General features: G+C 71.4%; 17 protein-coding genes and 1 pseudogene. 10 read left to right on the top strand and 8 right to left on the bottom strand.

The annotated features are described in order from the left end of the window. Together ASF38_RS19405 and ASF38_RS13265 are read right to left on the bottom strand one after the other, a co-directional pair. Positions 1-366 (bottom strand): annotated as a pseudogene (locus ASF38_RS19405) (hypothetical protein); the annotation flags it as partial. Between the two features lie 107 nt (positions 367-473). After that, positions 474-1,088: an NTP transferase domain-containing protein gene (locus ASF38_RS13265; RefSeq protein WP_235497712.1), complete on the bottom strand. Its 615-nt coding sequence runs from the start codon at positions 1,086-1,088 to the stop codon at positions 474-476. 181 nt (positions 1,089-1,269) lie between these two features. Between ASF38_RS13265 and ASF38_RS13260 the strand changes: the two genes are divergently transcribed. Continuing rightward, positions 1,270-2,169 carry a bestrophin family protein gene (locus ASF38_RS13260; protein WP_082480758.1) on the top strand — a complete coding sequence of 300 codons (900 nt, stop codon included), beginning with the start codon at positions 1,270-1,272 and terminating at the stop codon, positions 2,167-2,169. Positions 2,170-2,263: 94 nt separating this feature from the next. Here ASF38_RS13260 and ASF38_RS13255 read toward each other — a convergent pair whose 3' ends face one another. After that, positions 2,264-3,205 carry an alpha/beta hydrolase fold domain-containing protein gene (locus ASF38_RS13255; protein ID WP_056576622.1) on the bottom strand — a complete coding sequence of 314 codons (942 nt, stop codon included), beginning with the start codon at positions 3,203-3,205 and terminating at the stop codon, positions 2,264-2,266. Positions 3,206-3,312: 107 nt separating this feature from the next. Between ASF38_RS13255 and ASF38_RS13250 the strand changes: the two genes are divergently transcribed. Next, on the top strand, positions 3,313-3,567 hold the full coding sequence (locus ASF38_RS13250) for a hypothetical protein (RefSeq protein WP_056576619.1): 255 nt from the start codon (positions 3,313-3,315) through the stop codon (positions 3,565-3,567). Between the two features lie 20 nt (positions 3,568-3,587). Here ASF38_RS13250 and ASF38_RS13245 read toward each other — a convergent pair whose 3' ends face one another. Then, entirely contained in the window at positions 3,588-4,433 is an 846-nt protein-coding gene (locus tag ASF38_RS13245) for an alpha/beta fold hydrolase (protein ID WP_055966720.1), read from the bottom strand. Between the two features lie 167 nt (positions 4,434-4,600). Here ASF38_RS13245 and ASF38_RS13240 point away from each other — a divergent pair, with 167 nt between their 5' ends. Further along, on the top strand, positions 4,601-5,500 hold the full coding sequence (locus ASF38_RS13240; RefSeq protein ID WP_056576616.1) for an ABC transporter ATP-binding protein: 900 nt from the start codon (positions 4,601-4,603) through the stop codon (positions 5,498-5,500). Next, on the top strand, positions 5,497-6,300 hold the full coding sequence (locus tag ASF38_RS13235; protein WP_056576613.1) for an ABC transporter permease subunit: 804 nt from the start codon (positions 5,497-5,499) through the stop codon (positions 6,298-6,300). The genes ASF38_RS13240 and ASF38_RS13235 overlap by 4 nt, the downstream gene beginning before the upstream one ends. Before the next feature lie 87 nt (positions 6,301-6,387). On the opposite strand, the gene ASF38_RS13230 is transcribed toward ASF38_RS13235, so the two are convergent. Both ASF38_RS13230 and ASF38_RS13225 read right to left on the bottom strand, forming a co-directional pair. Beyond that, positions 6,388-7,044 (bottom strand): response regulator transcription factor, encoded by a 657-nt coding sequence (locus ASF38_RS13230; protein WP_056576610.1) that lies wholly within the window; start codon positions 7,042-7,044, stop codon positions 6,388-6,390. After that, on the bottom strand, positions 7,041-8,186 hold the full coding sequence (locus ASF38_RS13225; protein WP_056576608.1) for a sensor histidine kinase: 1,146 nt from the start codon (positions 8,184-8,186) through the stop codon (positions 7,041-7,043). The genes ASF38_RS13230 and ASF38_RS13225 overlap by 4 nt, the downstream gene beginning before the upstream one ends. A gap of 137 nt (positions 8,187-8,323) precedes the next feature. Between ASF38_RS13225 and ASF38_RS13220 the strand changes: the two genes are divergently transcribed. After that, positions 8,324-9,316, top strand: coding sequence for a hypothetical protein (locus ASF38_RS13220; protein ID WP_056576605.1), 993 nt, complete (start codon positions 8,324-8,326; stop codon positions 9,314-9,316). A gap of 122 nt (positions 9,317-9,438) precedes the next feature. Here ASF38_RS13220 and ASF38_RS13215 read toward each other — a convergent pair whose 3' ends face one another. After that, complete coding sequence (locus tag ASF38_RS13215) at positions 9,439-10,014, bottom strand: DapH/DapD/GlmU-related protein (protein ID WP_056576603.1); 576 nt, start codon at positions 10,012-10,014, stop codon at positions 9,439-9,441. 143 nt (positions 10,015-10,157) lie between these two features. On the opposite strand from ASF38_RS13215, the gene ASF38_RS13210 reads away from it, so the two are divergent. From ASF38_RS13210 to ASF38_RS13195, 4 genes are read left to right on the top strand one after another with little or no spacing between them, the layout of a single operon-like run. After that, positions 10,158-11,195, top strand: coding sequence for an alcohol dehydrogenase catalytic domain-containing protein (locus ASF38_RS13210; protein ID WP_055966704.1), 1,038 nt, complete (start codon positions 10,158-10,160; stop codon positions 11,193-11,195). Between the two features lie 22 nt (positions 11,196-11,217). Continuing rightward, positions 11,218-11,631 (top strand): cupin domain-containing protein, encoded by a 414-nt coding sequence (locus ASF38_RS13205; RefSeq protein ID WP_056576600.1) that lies wholly within the window; start codon positions 11,218-11,220, stop codon positions 11,629-11,631. Further along, complete coding sequence (locus ASF38_RS13200; protein WP_056576597.1) at positions 11,628-12,152, top strand: cyclophilin-like fold protein; 525 nt, start codon at positions 11,628-11,630, stop codon at positions 12,150-12,152. The genes ASF38_RS13205 and ASF38_RS13200 overlap by 4 nt, the downstream gene beginning before the upstream one ends. Positions 12,153-12,196: 44 nt before the next feature. Continuing rightward, positions 12,197-13,072 carry a helix-turn-helix transcriptional regulator gene (locus ASF38_RS13195; protein WP_056576595.1) on the top strand — a complete coding sequence of 292 codons (876 nt, stop codon included), beginning with the start codon at positions 12,197-12,199 and terminating at the stop codon, positions 13,070-13,072. 357 nt (positions 13,073-13,429) lie between these two features. Here ASF38_RS13195 and ASF38_RS13190 read toward each other — a convergent pair whose 3' ends face one another. Then, on the bottom strand, positions 13,430-14,935 hold the full coding sequence (locus tag ASF38_RS13190; protein ID WP_200914529.1) for a serine hydrolase: 1,506 nt from the start codon (positions 14,933-14,935) through the stop codon (positions 13,430-13,432). Between ASF38_RS13190 and ASF38_RS13185 the strand changes: the two genes are divergently transcribed. Further along, complete coding sequence (locus ASF38_RS13185; protein WP_055968469.1) at positions 14,895-15,791, top strand: alpha/beta hydrolase; 897 nt, start codon at positions 14,895-14,897, stop codon at positions 15,789-15,791. The two genes, ASF38_RS13190 and ASF38_RS13185, sit on opposite strands and share 41 nt — an antisense overlap. Positions 15,792-15,798: the final 7 nt, after the last annotated feature.

Raw genomic sequence — 15,798 nt, 5'->3', positions numbered from 1 at the left:
GGTGATGCCCTGGCCGACCTCCATGCGCGGCAGCGCGAAGGTGGCGTCGCCCTTCTCGTCGATCTCGATGGCGATGAGGTTCGACGTCGGGAGCGCACAGTGCGTCAGGAAGTCGTTGAGGTCGTAGATCTCGGGGATCTGCGGCACGGACGGCAACGGCAGGGCGGCTGCCGGCGACGCGCCGAGGCCGAGGTCGGCGGCGACCACCAGTCCGGCGCTGCCGACGACGTAGCCGAGGAAGCGTCGACGGGTGGTCCGACCGGGCGGCGCCGGTCGTGCCGCTGCATCCGGTTCCTGAGCGTGCGGTTCCGGGGACTGCGGCGTGCGGTCGTGGGCGGACGGGGACAGCTCGTGCGGGACGGTCACGGGGTTCACACTTTCGTCGGGGCTCTGGGGGGGCTTTGAACGAAGGCGGGGGAAGCATCACCGTGACACAGGTCACCGCACCGCGCAGATCAACCTGCGGCCGGATCTCACGAATCGGACCGATCGGACCGGTTCTGCGCGTCGAGGCCCGGAGCCGTGTCGACGTCACGGCCACCGGCGAGGTCGCCGCACTCCACCTCCGCGGCACCCTGGGACCGCAGGTACTCGCGCGCGCCCGCGTCGCCGCCCGCGGACTCGACGATCCCGGCCCAGTGGTCTCGACCGACGAGTACTGGGTGGCCCGGACGGGACGAGTAGCTCGCCCGCGCGAGGGCCCCTGTCCAGACCCCCGTCGCCGCAAGCCGCCTGACCACGTCGGGTCCGACGTCGGGCAGGTCGACCAGGTGGATCAGGACCGCCGTCGCCGTCGAGTCCTCCAACGCCCGCAGCCCTGCACGCAGCGAGGCGGACATGCCCTCGTCCCAGCGGCGGGCGACGACGACGTCGGCGTCGTCGGGCACCAGGGCTCGCGCCTCCTCGGCCGCGGCCCCGAGGACCACGGTGACCTTGCTGCACCCACCGTCCCGAAGCACCCTGACCGCACGCTCGACCCACGGCACGCCGTCGTCCCCGCGGACGAGGGCCTTCGGACGTCCCATCCGACTGCCGGCGCCGGCCGCGAGCACGAGACCGTGAGGTCCGTCCGGCCCGTCGTGGTCCACGCGCTCCTCCTGCTGCGTGCGAGCGTGCCCGGTCGTGGCCGCCCTGGTGCGGGCCGACGGTACGGGCGCGCACGGCGATCGGCAAGAGCAACGAGCGGACGCGAGTTCCCGTTCTGCGGTGTCATGTCTCTCACGCCGTCGCACTCGTGCGCGGCGAGCATCCGTCGGTCAGGCTGGCGTCATGATCACGTCGCGCCTGCCACGGTCGGTGTCGGCCTGGCGGCCACTCCTCGCCCCCATGGTGGTGCTGCTGGCCTGGGACGTGGGCGTGACCGTCGCTTTCTCGGCGGGGTGGATCGAGTTCCGCGGCATCACGATCCAGTACACGCTCTACGGCACCGCCATCGCGCTGTTCCTGGGCTTCATGGTCAACGCCTCGTACGCGCGCTGGTGGGAGGCGCGGACCCTGTGGGGCAGCATCGTCAACCACTCGCGCAACCTCGCGCGGGAGGCGACCACCCTCCTCGACCCCGCGGGCCGCGACGCCCGTCCCGAGCTGATCGACGAGGTCGTCCGCGCGCAGATCGCCTACGTGCACTCGCTGCGCACCTCCCTGCGGCAGCAGGACGCCCCGCCCGAGATCGACGCCTACCTCGCCCCCGACGTCGCGGCGCGGGTGAAGAGCGCCAGCAGCTCGCCCACGGCCACGCTCTCGTACATCGGTCGCCTCGTGGCCGAGGCTCACCGTCGCGGCATGGTCGACGACGTCGCCAGGGTTCAGGTCGAGTCGACCCTGAGCACCCTCACCGACGCCCAGGGCGGCCTCGAGCGGATCAAGAAGACCCCGCTCCCCGTCCAGTACAGGCTCCTGCCGGCCTTCTTCGCGCGCACCTTCTGCGTCATCCTCCCGTTCGCGATCTACAAGGACCTGCAGTGGTGGACCCCGATCGGCTCCGGGCTCGTCGGCATGATGTTCCTGCTCGCGGTGCAGGTGGGACGCGACCTCGCCGACCCCTTCGTCGACCGCGTCCACGACGTGCCGATGACCGCCATCTGCCGTGGCATCGAGATCGACCTGCTCGAGATGATCGGTGAGGACGCGCCCGCCGCCGTCACGCCGGTCGGGCAGGTCCTGTGGTGAGCTGATCGGTACGACGCCGCAGGGACGCGAGCCGGGACGCCGAGTCGTCGGCAGCAACCGCACCTGACGCCGTCGATCGCGCGCCGTCCTGCGGTCAGGTGCTCCGGTCGGCGCGATGCGCGCTGCGAGCTCGCAGCAGCCCGACGAGGTCGCGCCGCGTGCGCCTCCCCTCGGGGATCGCCCGTGTCATCCAGACGTGGAACATGCTGGTCGTCTCGTGGACGTGGACCAGCACGTCGGCCGTCCGCGCGCGGTCGGCCAGTCGCTCGACCGCGGGCCGCAGGATGTCGCGGTCACCAATCAGCACGTCCACCGGCGGGAGGGCGTCCAGCGGGACGCGCTGCGGGCTCACCACCGGGTCGGACGGCTCTCGTGGCGCGGCCCACCACCGGCCGGCGGCGCGCAGACCCGACTCGGCCAGCATCGGGTCCGACGCCTCCAGGTCCTGCACCTCGTGCTCGTCCAGCGTCGCGTCGAGCCAGGGAGAGAGGCACACCACGCCCGCCACCGCAGGGCCACCCTCGTCCGCCAGGAGCCAGGCGACCACCAGGGCCATGGCACCCCCGGCCGAGTCCCCCATCAGCACGAGCGGCAGGTCCGCGGTCCCGACCTGGCGGGCGATCGAGCACAGACGGGGCACCACCTCGTCCACCGTCGCGTCGGGTGCGAGGGGGTAGCAGGGAACCACCACCTCGGCCGGTGCCCGGACAAGGGCTCGGACGAGGCGCCAGTAGTCGGCCGTCAACGGGTGCACGTACCCGCCGCCGTGCAGGTAGAGGACGCGGACCCGCGGCGTCTCCCGTCGGGGCGCCGCCGTCCACACGGTCATGCCGCGCAGGTCGCCGCGGCGCACGCGCCGACGCAGTCGGGTGAGCCTCGTCGGGGGGACGTCGCCCTCGCGCTGGCGACGACGTGCCGTACGAAGGGTCCGCTCGGCGCCTTCGAACGCCTCCTTGTCCCGCCGCCACCACATGCCACGCACGTAGAGCCGCGAGAAGGGATGCAGCGGTCGGTCGTCGACGTCCCACGTGATCATGGCTGCTCAGTCTTGCGCGCCGGGGCGGGACCCGCCAGTCCGCCCGATGACGCCTCGGAGACGGGCCGAACCTCTGGCCGTGCCGTCGAGTCCTGCAGACTGCGGGCATGACCTCCGAGGACGACGCTGCCCCCGGCCCCGACCGCGACCCGGACGTCGGCCAGGACCCCGACCAGGACGAGGAGTCCGACAACAACATCGCGATCGGGCTCGCCCTCGGCGCGCCGCTGGGCGTCGCCATCGCTCTCGTCACCGACAACTGGGGCCTGCTCGGCATCGGCATCGCCCTGGGCCTGCTGTTCGGCGTCGCGACGGGTCGCTCGGGCGACGACGACGAGGACGAGGGCTCAGCAGACCGGTAGACCGACGGCCGAGCATCGCCTCAGTGGGCGTCGATGAACTCCCGCAGCACGCGTGCGAAGCGGTCCGGGTCCTCCAGGTGCGGGAAGTGTCCCGCCCCCTCGAACATCTCGACGCGGCAGTCCGGCAGCTGCGCCTCCACGCTCCGTGCGTGCGACGCGGGAATCATCCGGTCCTTCGACCCCCACACGACCATCGTCGGCACGGGCAGCGCGCCGTCGAGGTGGTCGTGGGCGCTGATGCTCTGCCCCCCGATGTCGATGACGGCGCGCGTGGTGGACAGGAACGCGCGTCGGCTCTCCGCGTCCTGCAGTGAGCTGAAGCCGCGCCAGACGGCGCTGACGTCGGCGCCGGGCTTCCACCCGACCTTCGACGCTCCCCGGCCCAGCGCCTCGACCCGGGACAGCACCGGCGCGGACGCGACCACGCTGAGCACCTGCGCGGCGCCCGGCAGGGTCGCGGAGCGCAGCAGCACGTTGACCTCGCGTCCCAGGCCGCCGCTGGAGACCAGCACCAGGCGCTCGACCCGCTCGGGGAAGAGGTAGAAGAACTGCATCGCGATGCCGCCCCCGAGCGAGTGACCCACGAGCGTGACCCGGTCGACGCCGAGATGGTCCAGCAGGTCGCGGAGGGCCGCGGCATGCGCGCTGAGCGAGTAGTCGCCGAGCGGCTTGGCCGAGTCCCCGTGCCCGAACAGGTCGGGCACCACGACCCGGTGGTCGTCGTCCATCCGGTCCACCAGGTGCTCCCACTGCCGCTGCGACCCCAGGATCCCGTGGATGAACAGGACCACCGGGCCGGAGCCGGTGTCGACGTAGGAGAGGTCGTGGCCGTGCAGCCGGACGGTCTGCGGCTTCATGCGTGCCATGGGTCCACCACGATCAGGTCGTCGGACGGGACGGACCCACGGTAGGCGCACCCCGACGGTCATGCGCACCGAACCTCGGGCACGGTCACCGACTCGTACTTTCGGTCAGGTCAGGACTGGCCGTCGAACCGATACGCGCAGGGCGCGGGACGCCGAGTGTTGACGGCATGATCACCGTTGAGTCCCTGACCCGGAGGTACGCCGGCTTCACCGCCGTCGACGACGTCTCCTTCACCGCCCGGCCCGGCCGCGTGACCGGCTTCCTCGGTCCGAACGGCGCGGGCAAGTCCACGACCATGCGCGTCATGGTCGGTCTGACCGCCCCCACGTCCGGCTCCGCCACCATCCACGGAGTCCGGTTCGCCGACCTGCCCAACCCCGGCCTGGAGGTGGGCGTCCTCCTCGACGCCTCCGCCCAGCACGCCGGCCGCACCGGTCGCGACATCCTCACGATCGCTGCAGCGACCATGGGCCTGCCCCGCACCCGCGTCGACGAGATGCTCGACCTGGTGAGCCTGACCTCCGTCGAGGCCGAGCGCCGGGTGCGCCACTACTCGCTCGGCATGCGCCAGCGGCTCGGCATCGCCACGGCCCTGCTCGGCGACCCCTCGGTGCTGATCCTCGACGAGCCCGCCAACGGACTCGACCCCGCCGGGATCCGCTGGATGCGCGACCTGCTGACGGCCTTCGCCGGGCGCGGCGGCACCGTGCTGCTGTCCTCGCACCTGCTCCACGAGATCGAGGTCGTCGCCGACGACCTCGTCGTGATCGGCCACGGCAGGATCGTCGCCGCCGGCCCCAAGGAGAAGCTGCTGGCCGCGGCCGGGACGCTCGTGCGGTCGCCGTCGCCACGCGATCTCGTCCGCGCGCTCGAGCAGGCCGGGATCCCCAGCACCCTCGCCGGTGACGGCTCGGTGCGCACCGATGCCGACGCCGCCCGCGTCGGGGCCGTGGCCGCGGCCGCCGGCGTCGCCCTCACCGAGCTCCGGTCCGCCGAGGGCGCCGGGCTCGAGGACATGTTCCTCTCACTCACGGCCGACACCCAGCGCGAAGGAGCTGCAGCATGACCGCCACGATCGTCCCCCCGGCCGCCACCCCGGCCCGCCGGAGCGCCCGCCCCATCCCCGCACACCGACTCGTCACGGTCGAGCTGCGCAAGATGTTCACGACACGCTCGGGATTCTGGTTGCTCGTCAGCATCGGCATCCTGTCGGTGGTCTCGGCCGGGTCGGTCGTCGTCGTGGCGCCGGACAGCGACGTCACCTACGAGAGCTTCACGCGGGCGAGTGGATTCCCGATGTCGGTGATCCTGCCGATGATCGCGATCCTGGCCGTGACGAGCGAGTGGAGCCAGCGCAGCGGGCTCACCACGTTCACGCTTGTGCCGCACCGCGGCCGCGTGATCGGCGCCAAGGCGGTCGCGACCCTCCTGGTGGGCGTCGGTTCCGTGGCCATCGCCTTCGCGGTGGGAGCACTCGCCAACGTGGGCGGCTCGGCCCTCGCCGGGGTCGACACCGCGTGGAACGTCTCGTGGGTCATGGCCTCCCAGATGCTGCTCTTCAACCTGATCGGCATGGCCGTCGGCTTCACCCTGGGTGTCGTGCTGCGCAGCTCCGCGGCCGCGATCGTGGGCTACTTCGTGGTCTCGTTCGTCCTGCCGGGCGTCCTGCTCCTCCTCGCCCAGGTGCGCCCGTGGTTCGCGGACCTGCAGCCGTGGGTCGACTGGAACGACACGCAGGTGGCGCTCCTGGAGGGCGCCATGGACACCGGCGAGGAGTGGGCCATGCTCGCCTCGACGACGACGATCTGGATCGTCCTCCCGCTCCTGGTCGGTCTGCTCACCCTGCGTCGCTCCGAGGTGAAGTAGGGCAGCACGGACTCGTGCGAAGGCCCCCGCCAGACCTGGCGGGGGCCTTCGCGTGCCCGCCCCTTCGTCGAGGCGGACGACCGTTCGCTAGTCCCGGACCCGGCCGGTCTCGTACGCCCACATCGCGACCTCCACCCGGTTCCGGGCACCGAGCTTGGCCATGAGGCTGCCGATGTGGGTCTTCACCGTGCTGAGGCTGATGTGCAGCTCGCCCGCGATCTCAGCGTTGGTGCGACCTCGCGCGATGGTGAGCAGCACCTGCTCCTCGCGTTCGGTGAGCGGGTCGACGGGCTGCGCGGGAGGGACGGCCCGACCGGTGCCCGCGAACGTCGACAGCAGCCGGCGGGTGATGCTGGGCGAGATGAGCGAGTCACCGCGGGTGGCTGCACGGATCGCCTCGCCGAGCAGCTCGGGGCCGGCGTCCTTCAGCAGGAAGCCGGTGGCACCGGCCGACAGCGCCCCGTGCACGTACTCGTCGAGGTCGAAGGTGGTGATCACGACGACGGCGACCGGGTGCTGGACGCCCGGCCCGGCCAGCAGGCGGGTCGCCTCGACGCCGTCGAGGACGGGCATACGGATGTCCATCAGGCACACGTCGGGACGGAGCTCGCGCGCCAGTCGTACCGCCTCCTGGCCGTCGCGCGCCTCCCCCACGACCTCGATGCCCTCCAGCGTGCCGAGGATCAGGCACAGTCCGGTCCGCACGAGGTCCTGGTCGTCGGCGACCAGCACCCGGATGCTCATGCCGACCCCTGCCGCGGCAGCGTGACGCTGACACCCCAGCCGCGTTCCGGGGAGGGACCTGCCTCGAACGTGCCGCCCAGGAGCAGGGCGCGCTCCTTCATCCCGGTGAGCCCGAACCCCGTCTCATGACCGAGGTCGGCCGCGCCGGGGTCGCCGTCGTCGCGGACGACGAGGCTGATCGTCGACCGGTCGCCGGCGACGCGCACGTCGACGACGGAAGCGTTCCGGGCATGCCGGAGCGCGTTGGTGACTGCCTCCTGCGCGATGCGGAAGACGGCGGCGTCGATGGCCGCCGGGAGGGTGGCGACGTCACCGGACACCCCGATCTCGACCCGCGGTCCCGCAGGCGACGCCCCGGAGAGCCGGTGGAGGTCGGCGACGCCGGGCTGCGGGGCGTAGTCGACCGGAGCCTCGTTGCGCAGCACACGGACCATCGTCCGCATCTCCGCGAGCGTGCGCGAGGCCTCCACCTCGATGACCTCCAACGCCTCGAGCGGCGCCGACGGGCTGGTCGCCGCGAGAGCACGCCCTGCCTGGGCCTGGACGGCGATGGCCGAGACGTGGTGGGCCACCGTGTCGTGCAGCTCGCGCGCCAGGAGGACGCGCTCCTGCGACTTCACCTGCTCCACCCTCCGATCCCGCGCGCCGTGCTGGGTGCGGACGGCCCACCCCAGGGCGAAGGAGGCGACGAGGACGCCGATCCCGCCGACTGCGTCGGCCATCCCGGTCCAGCTGGTCAGGACCGCCGTCGTGGCCGCGCCCAGGATGACCGCCAGCCCCGCGACCGCCTCCCGCCCCGAGCCCCACCGGAAGAGCGAGTAGGGCAGCAGCAGGACGTAGAGCATCGTGTAGACGTCGAGCGTCGGTGCGTCGGTGACGAACAGCCCGACCTGGAGCACCGCGACCACCCCGAAGACCGTCCCGACCACGGCCAGCGGGTGAGTACGACGCCACAGCAGCAGCGGGGCCAGTCCGAGCGTCACCACCATCGACAGCACGGGCAGCGTGAGGTCCTCGCGCAGCAGGCCCTCCAGCACCCCGAAGAACGCGATGGAGCCCAGCAGCGCCCAGTCGCGCCACACCCGCGCCGGGGGCGCCGCGGGTCGGGACTCGGCCAGGACGGACTGCAGTGGGTGGCTCACAGACTCAGCGTAGGGATCCGGGGGCGGCAGCGGACCGTCCGAAAGGTTGAGCCGACGTCATCAGGTCTGCGGGATCGGTCCGCTCGTGCTGGGATGGGAAAGGAGTCCCTCAGCAGACCTCGACGACCGGAGATCACGTGTCACCTCGTCCCCGTTCCTCCCGTTCCCTCCGCTCCCGCGTCGCGGTGGGCATCGGCGCGATCGCGCTGGCTGCCACGCCTGCGCTCGCCGCTCCCGCTGCGGTGGCCAGCGAGCCGGGCCAGCACGGCGCCCGCCAGGCGTTCCCCGACCGCATGGAGCTGCCTGACAACTTCCAGCCCGAGGGCATCACCATCGGTCCCCGAGACCAGGCCTACCTGGGCTCGCGCCTGGACGGCGACATCCTGCGTGCCGACCTGCGCACGGGCCGCACCACGACGATCAGCCAGGGCCCTGGCACCGCGTCGGTCGGCCTGAAGATCGACCAGCGCGGTCGCCTGTTCGTCGCCGGCGGTCCTTCCGGCACCCTGCGGGTGGTCGACTCGCGCTCCGGCGCGCTGCTGCGCACCTACCAGCTGGCCACGGGCGAGTCGTTCGTCAACGATGTGCTGATCTCGGGCGACACGGTGTGGGTGACCGACTCACGCCGCGCGACCCTGTTCCGCCTCGACCTCGGCCGAGGTGGCGCGCTACCCGCTGCGGCCACCCCGCTGCCCCTGACCGGCGACTGGGTCCAGGCGCCGTCCGGCACCAACGCGGCCAACGGCATCAGCGCCACTCCTGACGGCTCGGCCCTGCTCGTGGTCAACAGCTCCGACGGGGGCCTCTACCGGGTCGACCCGCGCACCGGTGCGACGACGAGGGTCGACCTCGGTGGCGCGACCCTGACCAACGGCGACGGCCTGCTGCGCGAGGGACGCACCCTCTACGCGGTGCAGAACCGGCTGAACCAGGTCGCCGTGGTGCAGCTGTCACGCGATGGTCGCTCCGGCACCCTCCGGAGCACCATCACGAACGATGACTTCGACGTCCCGACCACCGTCGCACGCGCGGGCCGCTCGCTCTACCTGCCGAACGCGCGGTTCAGCACGCCGCCGACCCCCACCACGGAGTACTGGATCACGCGGGTCGACGCTCCCCGCGGTCGCTGACCGGCAGCACGCGACCCCGGGCGTCGCGGGGCACCACCTGATCGTCGACGGCCCCGGCAGACCATCCGGGGCCGTCGACGTTCTCGGGCCCGAGGAGACCAACGGGACCGCTGAACCTCAGGTCAGGCCTGGTAGCCGGTGGGCCTGACCGCCCGTGCGGGGACGCCGGCCACGATCGTGTCGGCGGGCACGTCGCGGGTGACCACGGCGCCGGCGCCCACCACGGCCCCGTCGCCGATCGTGACACCGGGCACGACCGTCACGCCGGCCCCGAGCCAGACCTTGCGCCCGATCACGACGGGTGCCGGCACCATCGAGGCTCGGAGCGCCGGGTCCATGCCGTGGTTCAGCGTCGTCAGGGTGCAGCCGTGGCCGATGAGCGAGCCGTCCCCGATGGTGATGCCGCCGGTGTCCTGGAAGCGGCAGCCGATGTTGATGAAGACGTCCTTGCCGAGCGTCAGGTTCTTGCCGAACTCGCTGTAGAACGGCGGAAACACGACGACCGAGTCCTCGACCGGGCGGCCCGTGAGCCGGGCAAGCAGGTCCCGGACCTGCTCCGGCGTGCGGTAGGCGCCGTTCAGCTCTGCGATGACGGCCAAGGCCTCCTGGGAGGCACCGTGCATGAACTGGTGGTGCTCAGAGCCGCCGACGATCTCGGCTCCGCTGTCGACGTGGTCGAGGAACTGCTTCAGGTCCATGACCTCGAGCCTGCCCCGTGCGGCCGTGTCGGAGAACGCCTCAGGGGGGTGCTGTCTGTACCCCCGACAAGACGGACCTTCCCCACGCACCAGGTCCGCGCTCCACTGGGATGGAACACCCACCGACCAGAGAAGGACCTCCGATGAAGGCGACACTCATGCACGGCGCCGGCGACGTGCGCATCGAGGACGTGCCGGACGCGGCCATCAAGGCGTCGACCGACGCGCTGGTCCGCATCACGACCTCCTGCATCTGCGGCAGCGACCTGCACCCCTACGGCTCCATGCCGGCCAACGGCAGCCCCGCCCGCATGGGCCACGAGTTCATCGGCGTCGTCGAGGACGTCGGGTCGGCGGTCACCACCGTCACGAAGGGCGACCTCGTCGTCGCCCCCTTCGCCATCTCCGACGGGACCTGTGAGTTCTGCCGCGAGGGTCTGCACACCTCCTGCATCCACGGCTCGTTCTGGGACACCCTCCCCGACGAGGGCGGGCAGGCCGAGGCCGCGCGAGTGCCGTACGCCGACGGCACCCTGGTCAAGCTTCCCGTCGCGCCCGACTCCGCACTCATGCCGTCGCTGCTGACGCTGTCGGACGTGCTCGGCACGGGCCACCACGCGGCCGTCGCCGGCGGTGTCACCCAGCGCACCAGCGTGACCGTCATCGGCGATGGCGCCGTCGGGCTGCTCGCGGTCCTGTCGGCCAAGCGCCTCGGCGCTGAGCAGATCATCCTGATGGGTCGTCACGAGACGCGCACCGACCTGGGCCGCGAGTTCGGAGCCACCGACGTCGTCGCGACCCGCGGAGAGGAAGGCATCGCGGCCGTGCGCGACCTCACCCACGGCCACGGCACCCACGTCGTGCTCGAGGCGGTCGGCCACATGCCTGCCTACGAGCAGGCGGTCGGCGTCGTCCGGCCCGGCGGCACCATCAGCCGCGTCGGGGTGCCGCAGTACGAGGCCGCCCCGGTCGGCTTCGCGAGCCTCTTCGGAGGAAACGTCCGCCTGACCGGTGGCCCCGCTCCGGTGCGCGCCTACATCGAGGAGCTCATGCCCGACATCCTCGACGGCACCATCGAGCCCGGCAGGGTCTTCGACACCACCACGGACCTCGACGGCGTCCCCGACGGCTACCGCGCCATGGCCGACCGTCGCAGCCTCAAGGTCCTCGTCAACCCCTGACCCTCCCGACGCAAGGAACATCATGCAGATCACGCGCAGCAGCCTCGCCACCGCCAAGGGACCCGCCGACTGGTTCACCGGCGACGTCTACATCGATCCCGTGGCGGCGGCACCCCCGCCGTCCCGCGTCTCGGCGAACCTCGTGCACTTCACGCCTGGTGCCCGCACGCACTGGCACCGCCACCAGCTCGGCCAGACGGTCTTCGTGACCGAGGGAGTCGGCCTCTGCCAGCGCCGTGGGGGACCGGTCGAGGTCATCCGTCCCGGCGACCGCGTGCTGTTCGAGGCCGACGAGGAGCACTGGCACGGTGCCGCGCCGAGCCGGCTGATGGTGCACCTGGCCATCAACGAGGCCGACGACGACCACGACGTCGTGCACTGGCTGGACCCGGTCACCGACGTCGAGTACCTCGCAGCGCCGGAGCAGCAGCGATGAGGCTGTCGCTCGTGCTGCTGGTCGCCGGGGTCCTGACTGCGTGCTCGAGCGCGGAGGGCCCGGCCTCCCCGTCGTCCACCCCGGCCCCGTCCACGAGGGCACCCTCCGGCGCGCCGTCGGGGGCGACGTCGGGGGCGACGTCGGAAGCCGAGGAAAGCGGGACCCGGATCCGTATCGAGTTCGCCGGTGACCAGGTCGAGGCGACCGTGCTGGACACGCCGGTCGGCCGCGACCTCGTCGCGCAGCTGCCGCTGGAGCTCGACATGAGCGACCACGGCGGCGTCGAGAAGACCGGTCCCCTGCCGCGGGAGCTCTCGACCGACGGGGAACCCACCGGCGCCGACCCGGACGTGGGCGCACTCGGCTACTACGCCCCGTACGGCGACCTCGTCCTCTACTACGGCGACCAGTCGTACTTCGACGGCATCGTGGTCCTGGGCAGGATGGGGAAGGGATTCGACGCGCTCGGCCGCATCGACGGAAACGTCAGCGTGCGTGTCGAGGCCCTGGACCAGCCGTGACCGGATGCGGGGAACGCCCTCCCGCGTCGGCGTACGGTGGGCTGGTGGACAACCGTTCCGACATCAGGGAGTTCCTCGCGACCCGCCGCGCCCGGCTCACGCCGCCCGAGGTGGGCCTGCCTGACGCCGGCCGGCGTCGCCGGGTCCCAGGTCTGCGCCGAGAAGAGGTCGCCGTCCTCGCTGGAGTGAGCACCGACTGGTACACGCGGCTGGAGAAGGGTCACATCAAGGGCGTCTCCGAGGACGTGCTCGATGCCGTGGCGCGAGCACTGCGGCTCAACGCGGCCGAGCGGACCTACCTCTTCGACCTCGCCCGCGTCGCACGCGCCCGTACGAGCGCGCCGCGGCCCAAGGCACGCCATGAGGTGTCGACCGAGGTGCAGTGGATGCTGGACTCGATGTCAGGATCCGCTGCGTTCGTCGCCGACGGGCGGCTGGACATCATCGCCTCCAACCCACTGGCGCGAGCGCTCTACTCACCCGTCTTCGAGCACGACCCCGCACGGCCGAACATCGCGCGGTACCAGTTCCTGGATCCGTCGGCCACCGAGCTCTTCCCCGACTGGAACGGCGCCGCGAACGTCACGGTCGCCCTCCTGCGCACCGAGGCGGGTCGCGACCCCGAGAGTAAGACGATGCGCGAGCTGGTCGGTGAGCTGTCGACCGTCAGCGAGGAGTTCCGCACGCGATGGGCCTCCCACGACGTCAGGCTGCACGTCGCCGGCCGCAAGCAGTTCAACCATCCCGCGACGGGGGTCATCGACGTGGCCTACCACTCCATGAACCTGTCCACCGAGGGCGCGCGACTGCAGGTCATGACCGTCTACACCGCCGAACCGGGGAGCCCGTCGGAGGAGCGACTCAGGCTCCTCGCGAGCTGGGGCGCCAGCACGACCGCTCCTTCGTCGACGCGGCCCTGAGGGCGTCTGACAGCAAAGCGCAGCGCGACCCAAAGGGGTCCGCGCAGCACGTCTCGACATGGTCGACGGCCTCGAGCCAGCGCCCGTAGCCACCGGCACGCGTCCTACTGACGAGGGACGGCCGCGCGTGACGAAGGCCCCGTCACCGTCTCGGTCAGGGGACCTTGTCGCGGCACCGGGGAAAGGGTGCGTGACGGCGCCTTCCCGCCACGAGTCACCGCCGTGGATCCTGCACGCCACCGAGGGCACCACCGGCTCCGTGAAGACGCACAACGTGACCTGACGACCGAGACCGGTCGATCGGCGCACCAGGCGTCGACACCCTCGTTCGTCACCGAGAACGTCGGACTCGAAGGCTCAGAGAGCAGCGTAGAGCGCCTCCTCGAAATCCACGTACATCTTCCACGCGTCGTCTTGGGCGATGAACGGCAACGAGTTCGTGTAGATCGAGGCGGCGATGCCGGTAGCGCGGTCGATGAAGAAGTGAGTGTTGAACAGCCCCGCCCAGGCACCGGTGCCGGCTCTGCGCCGTCCGGGAACGTCCTCGGTGTTCAGCAGCAGACCGTAGCCCCACTTGTAACCCCGGCCGGCGTACATCGTGTCGGTGATGGCAGGGTCCGCAGTCGGGATTTCGGCCGGGAAGTCGATCTCCCCGATCTGGTTGCTGAAGGCGGCGTCGACCGTCGCCTGGCTGAGGATGCGGGCGCCGTCGAGCTCACCGCCGCGCAGGAGGGCTCGCTCGAAGCGGATGTAGTCGCGCGGGGTGGAGTACAGCCCGTGTCCCCCGGCATACCACTCAGGCGACTGGTTGAGGATCTCGCCGGCTGAGACCCATCCGCCGTCCTCCCCCCGCACATGCACCGTCACCGCGTTGGCGTAGCGGGCCTCGTCGAGGATGAACGCGGTGTCCGCCATGCCGAGTGGGCCGGTGATGTTCTCGCGGATCACCACGTCCAGCGGCGTCCCCGCGACAGCCTCCACGACGCGGCCGAGCCAGTCAGTGTTGATGCCGTAGACGTACTGCGTGCCCGGGTCAGCCACGAGCGGGGCGTTGAACGCCTCCATCGTGCCGGGCACGACGTTCGGCACGCCAGTGGCCGCCTCGTACGTGACGAGCTGGTCGTTCCAGAACCAGTAGCCGAGACCCGAGGTGTGGGTCACCAACTGGTGGACGGTGGCCTTGCTGGCGGGATCACGGAGGATCGGCTCGTCGCCGTCGAAGCCATCGAGCACCTTGACGTCGGCGAACTCCGGCACGTACTGCTCGACGGGAGCGCTCAGGTCGAGCTGGCCGCGCTCCACCTGCTGCAGGGCGGCAGTCGTCGCGACCATCTTGGTCATCGACATGATGCGGAAGTGCGTCGACGTCGTCACCGGGTCGTCGGACTCGCCGGCGATCCGGACACCCGCACCGCCCTCGTAGAAGACGCCGTCGGCGTCCGCGGCGATGGCCGCGACGTGCGGCACGGCACCCCCCTGGACGGCGTCCTGCAGCACCCGGTCGATGCCGCTGCCGTCGATGTTTCTGGTCATGATGACCTCCAGTTGGTTCGGGTCCACGATGGCGTCGAGGACGGTGTCCCCCGTCACACTTGCCGGTCGGCGGCGCGATCGGAACCGACAGCGCGACGCAGATCGGCACCCCGGGCCCGCCAGGTGGCGGGCCAGCCCCTCGTCATCCGCCGAACCATGGCCAGCGACCTCGCGTCGGGGGTAGCCTCCGTGCAACACGACCAGGAAGGAGACGGTGATGCCAACCTCTGGCTTGGCACGACCGGCCTTCGATCCCGAGCTGAAGGCGGGGCTCTCGGTGGTGGGTGGCATGTTCCCGCCGACGATCACCCCGGACTTGATCGACTTCATGCGTACGTCCTATGCGTCCCCACCGCTGGGGGACCTTCTCCGCGACCGCGGCATCGAGCGCCAAGACCACACGTGCCGCGGCCACCAGGGGGACCCCCTGGAACTCTCGGTCCTACGGCACCGTGCCGCGACCGGCCGCGTGCCCGTCGTGGTCTATGCACATTCGGGTGGACTGATGTTCGGAGACCGTTTCAGCGGCATCGACCTCGTGCTGGACTGGGTCGACGAGCTGGGCGCAGCGCTCATGACCGTCGAGTACCGCCTCGCGCCGGAATGCCCTGACCCCTACGGCCGGGAGGACATGTATCAGGCGTTGCTGTGGCTCGCGGACCACGCCGAACAGCTGCAGGTTCGCACCGACCGCATCATGGTGGCGGGGGCAAGTGCCGGCGGCGGCTTGGCTGCGGGTCTTGCCCTGGCCGCTCGCGACCGGAGCGGACCCAGCCTCTGCGGGCAGGTGCTCGACTACCCGATGCTGGACGACCGGTGCAGCACGCCCTCGACCTCACAGTTCGATGGAGTCGGGGTGTGGGACCGGATCAGCAACATCACCGGTTGGGACGCGCTGCTGGGGGATGCCCGAGGGTCGACGACGGTCTCGCACTACGCTGCCCCGTCCCGCGCCACGAACCTCGCCGACCTCCCCCCCGCGTTCATCGACGTGGGCGCGGCGGAGATCTTCCGCGACGAGGCGATCGACTACGCCAACGGCATCTGGCGCGCAGGGGGCGACGCCGAGCTGCACGTCTGGTCAGGCGCCTTCCATGCCTGCGACATCTTCGCTCCTCACACGACCGTGGGCCGCAGCATGATCGCAGCCCGGAACTCGTGGGTGGAGAAGATCCTTGCCGACTGACCACTCC

This window comes from Aeromicrobium sp. Leaf272, assembly GCF_001422865.1.
Classification (GTDB): domain Bacteria; phylum Actinomycetota; class Actinomycetes; order Propionibacteriales; family Nocardioidaceae; genus Aeromicrobium.
The sequence above is the reverse complement of the archived record's forward strand: the minus strand, read 5'-3'. Positions and strand labels throughout refer to the sequence as shown.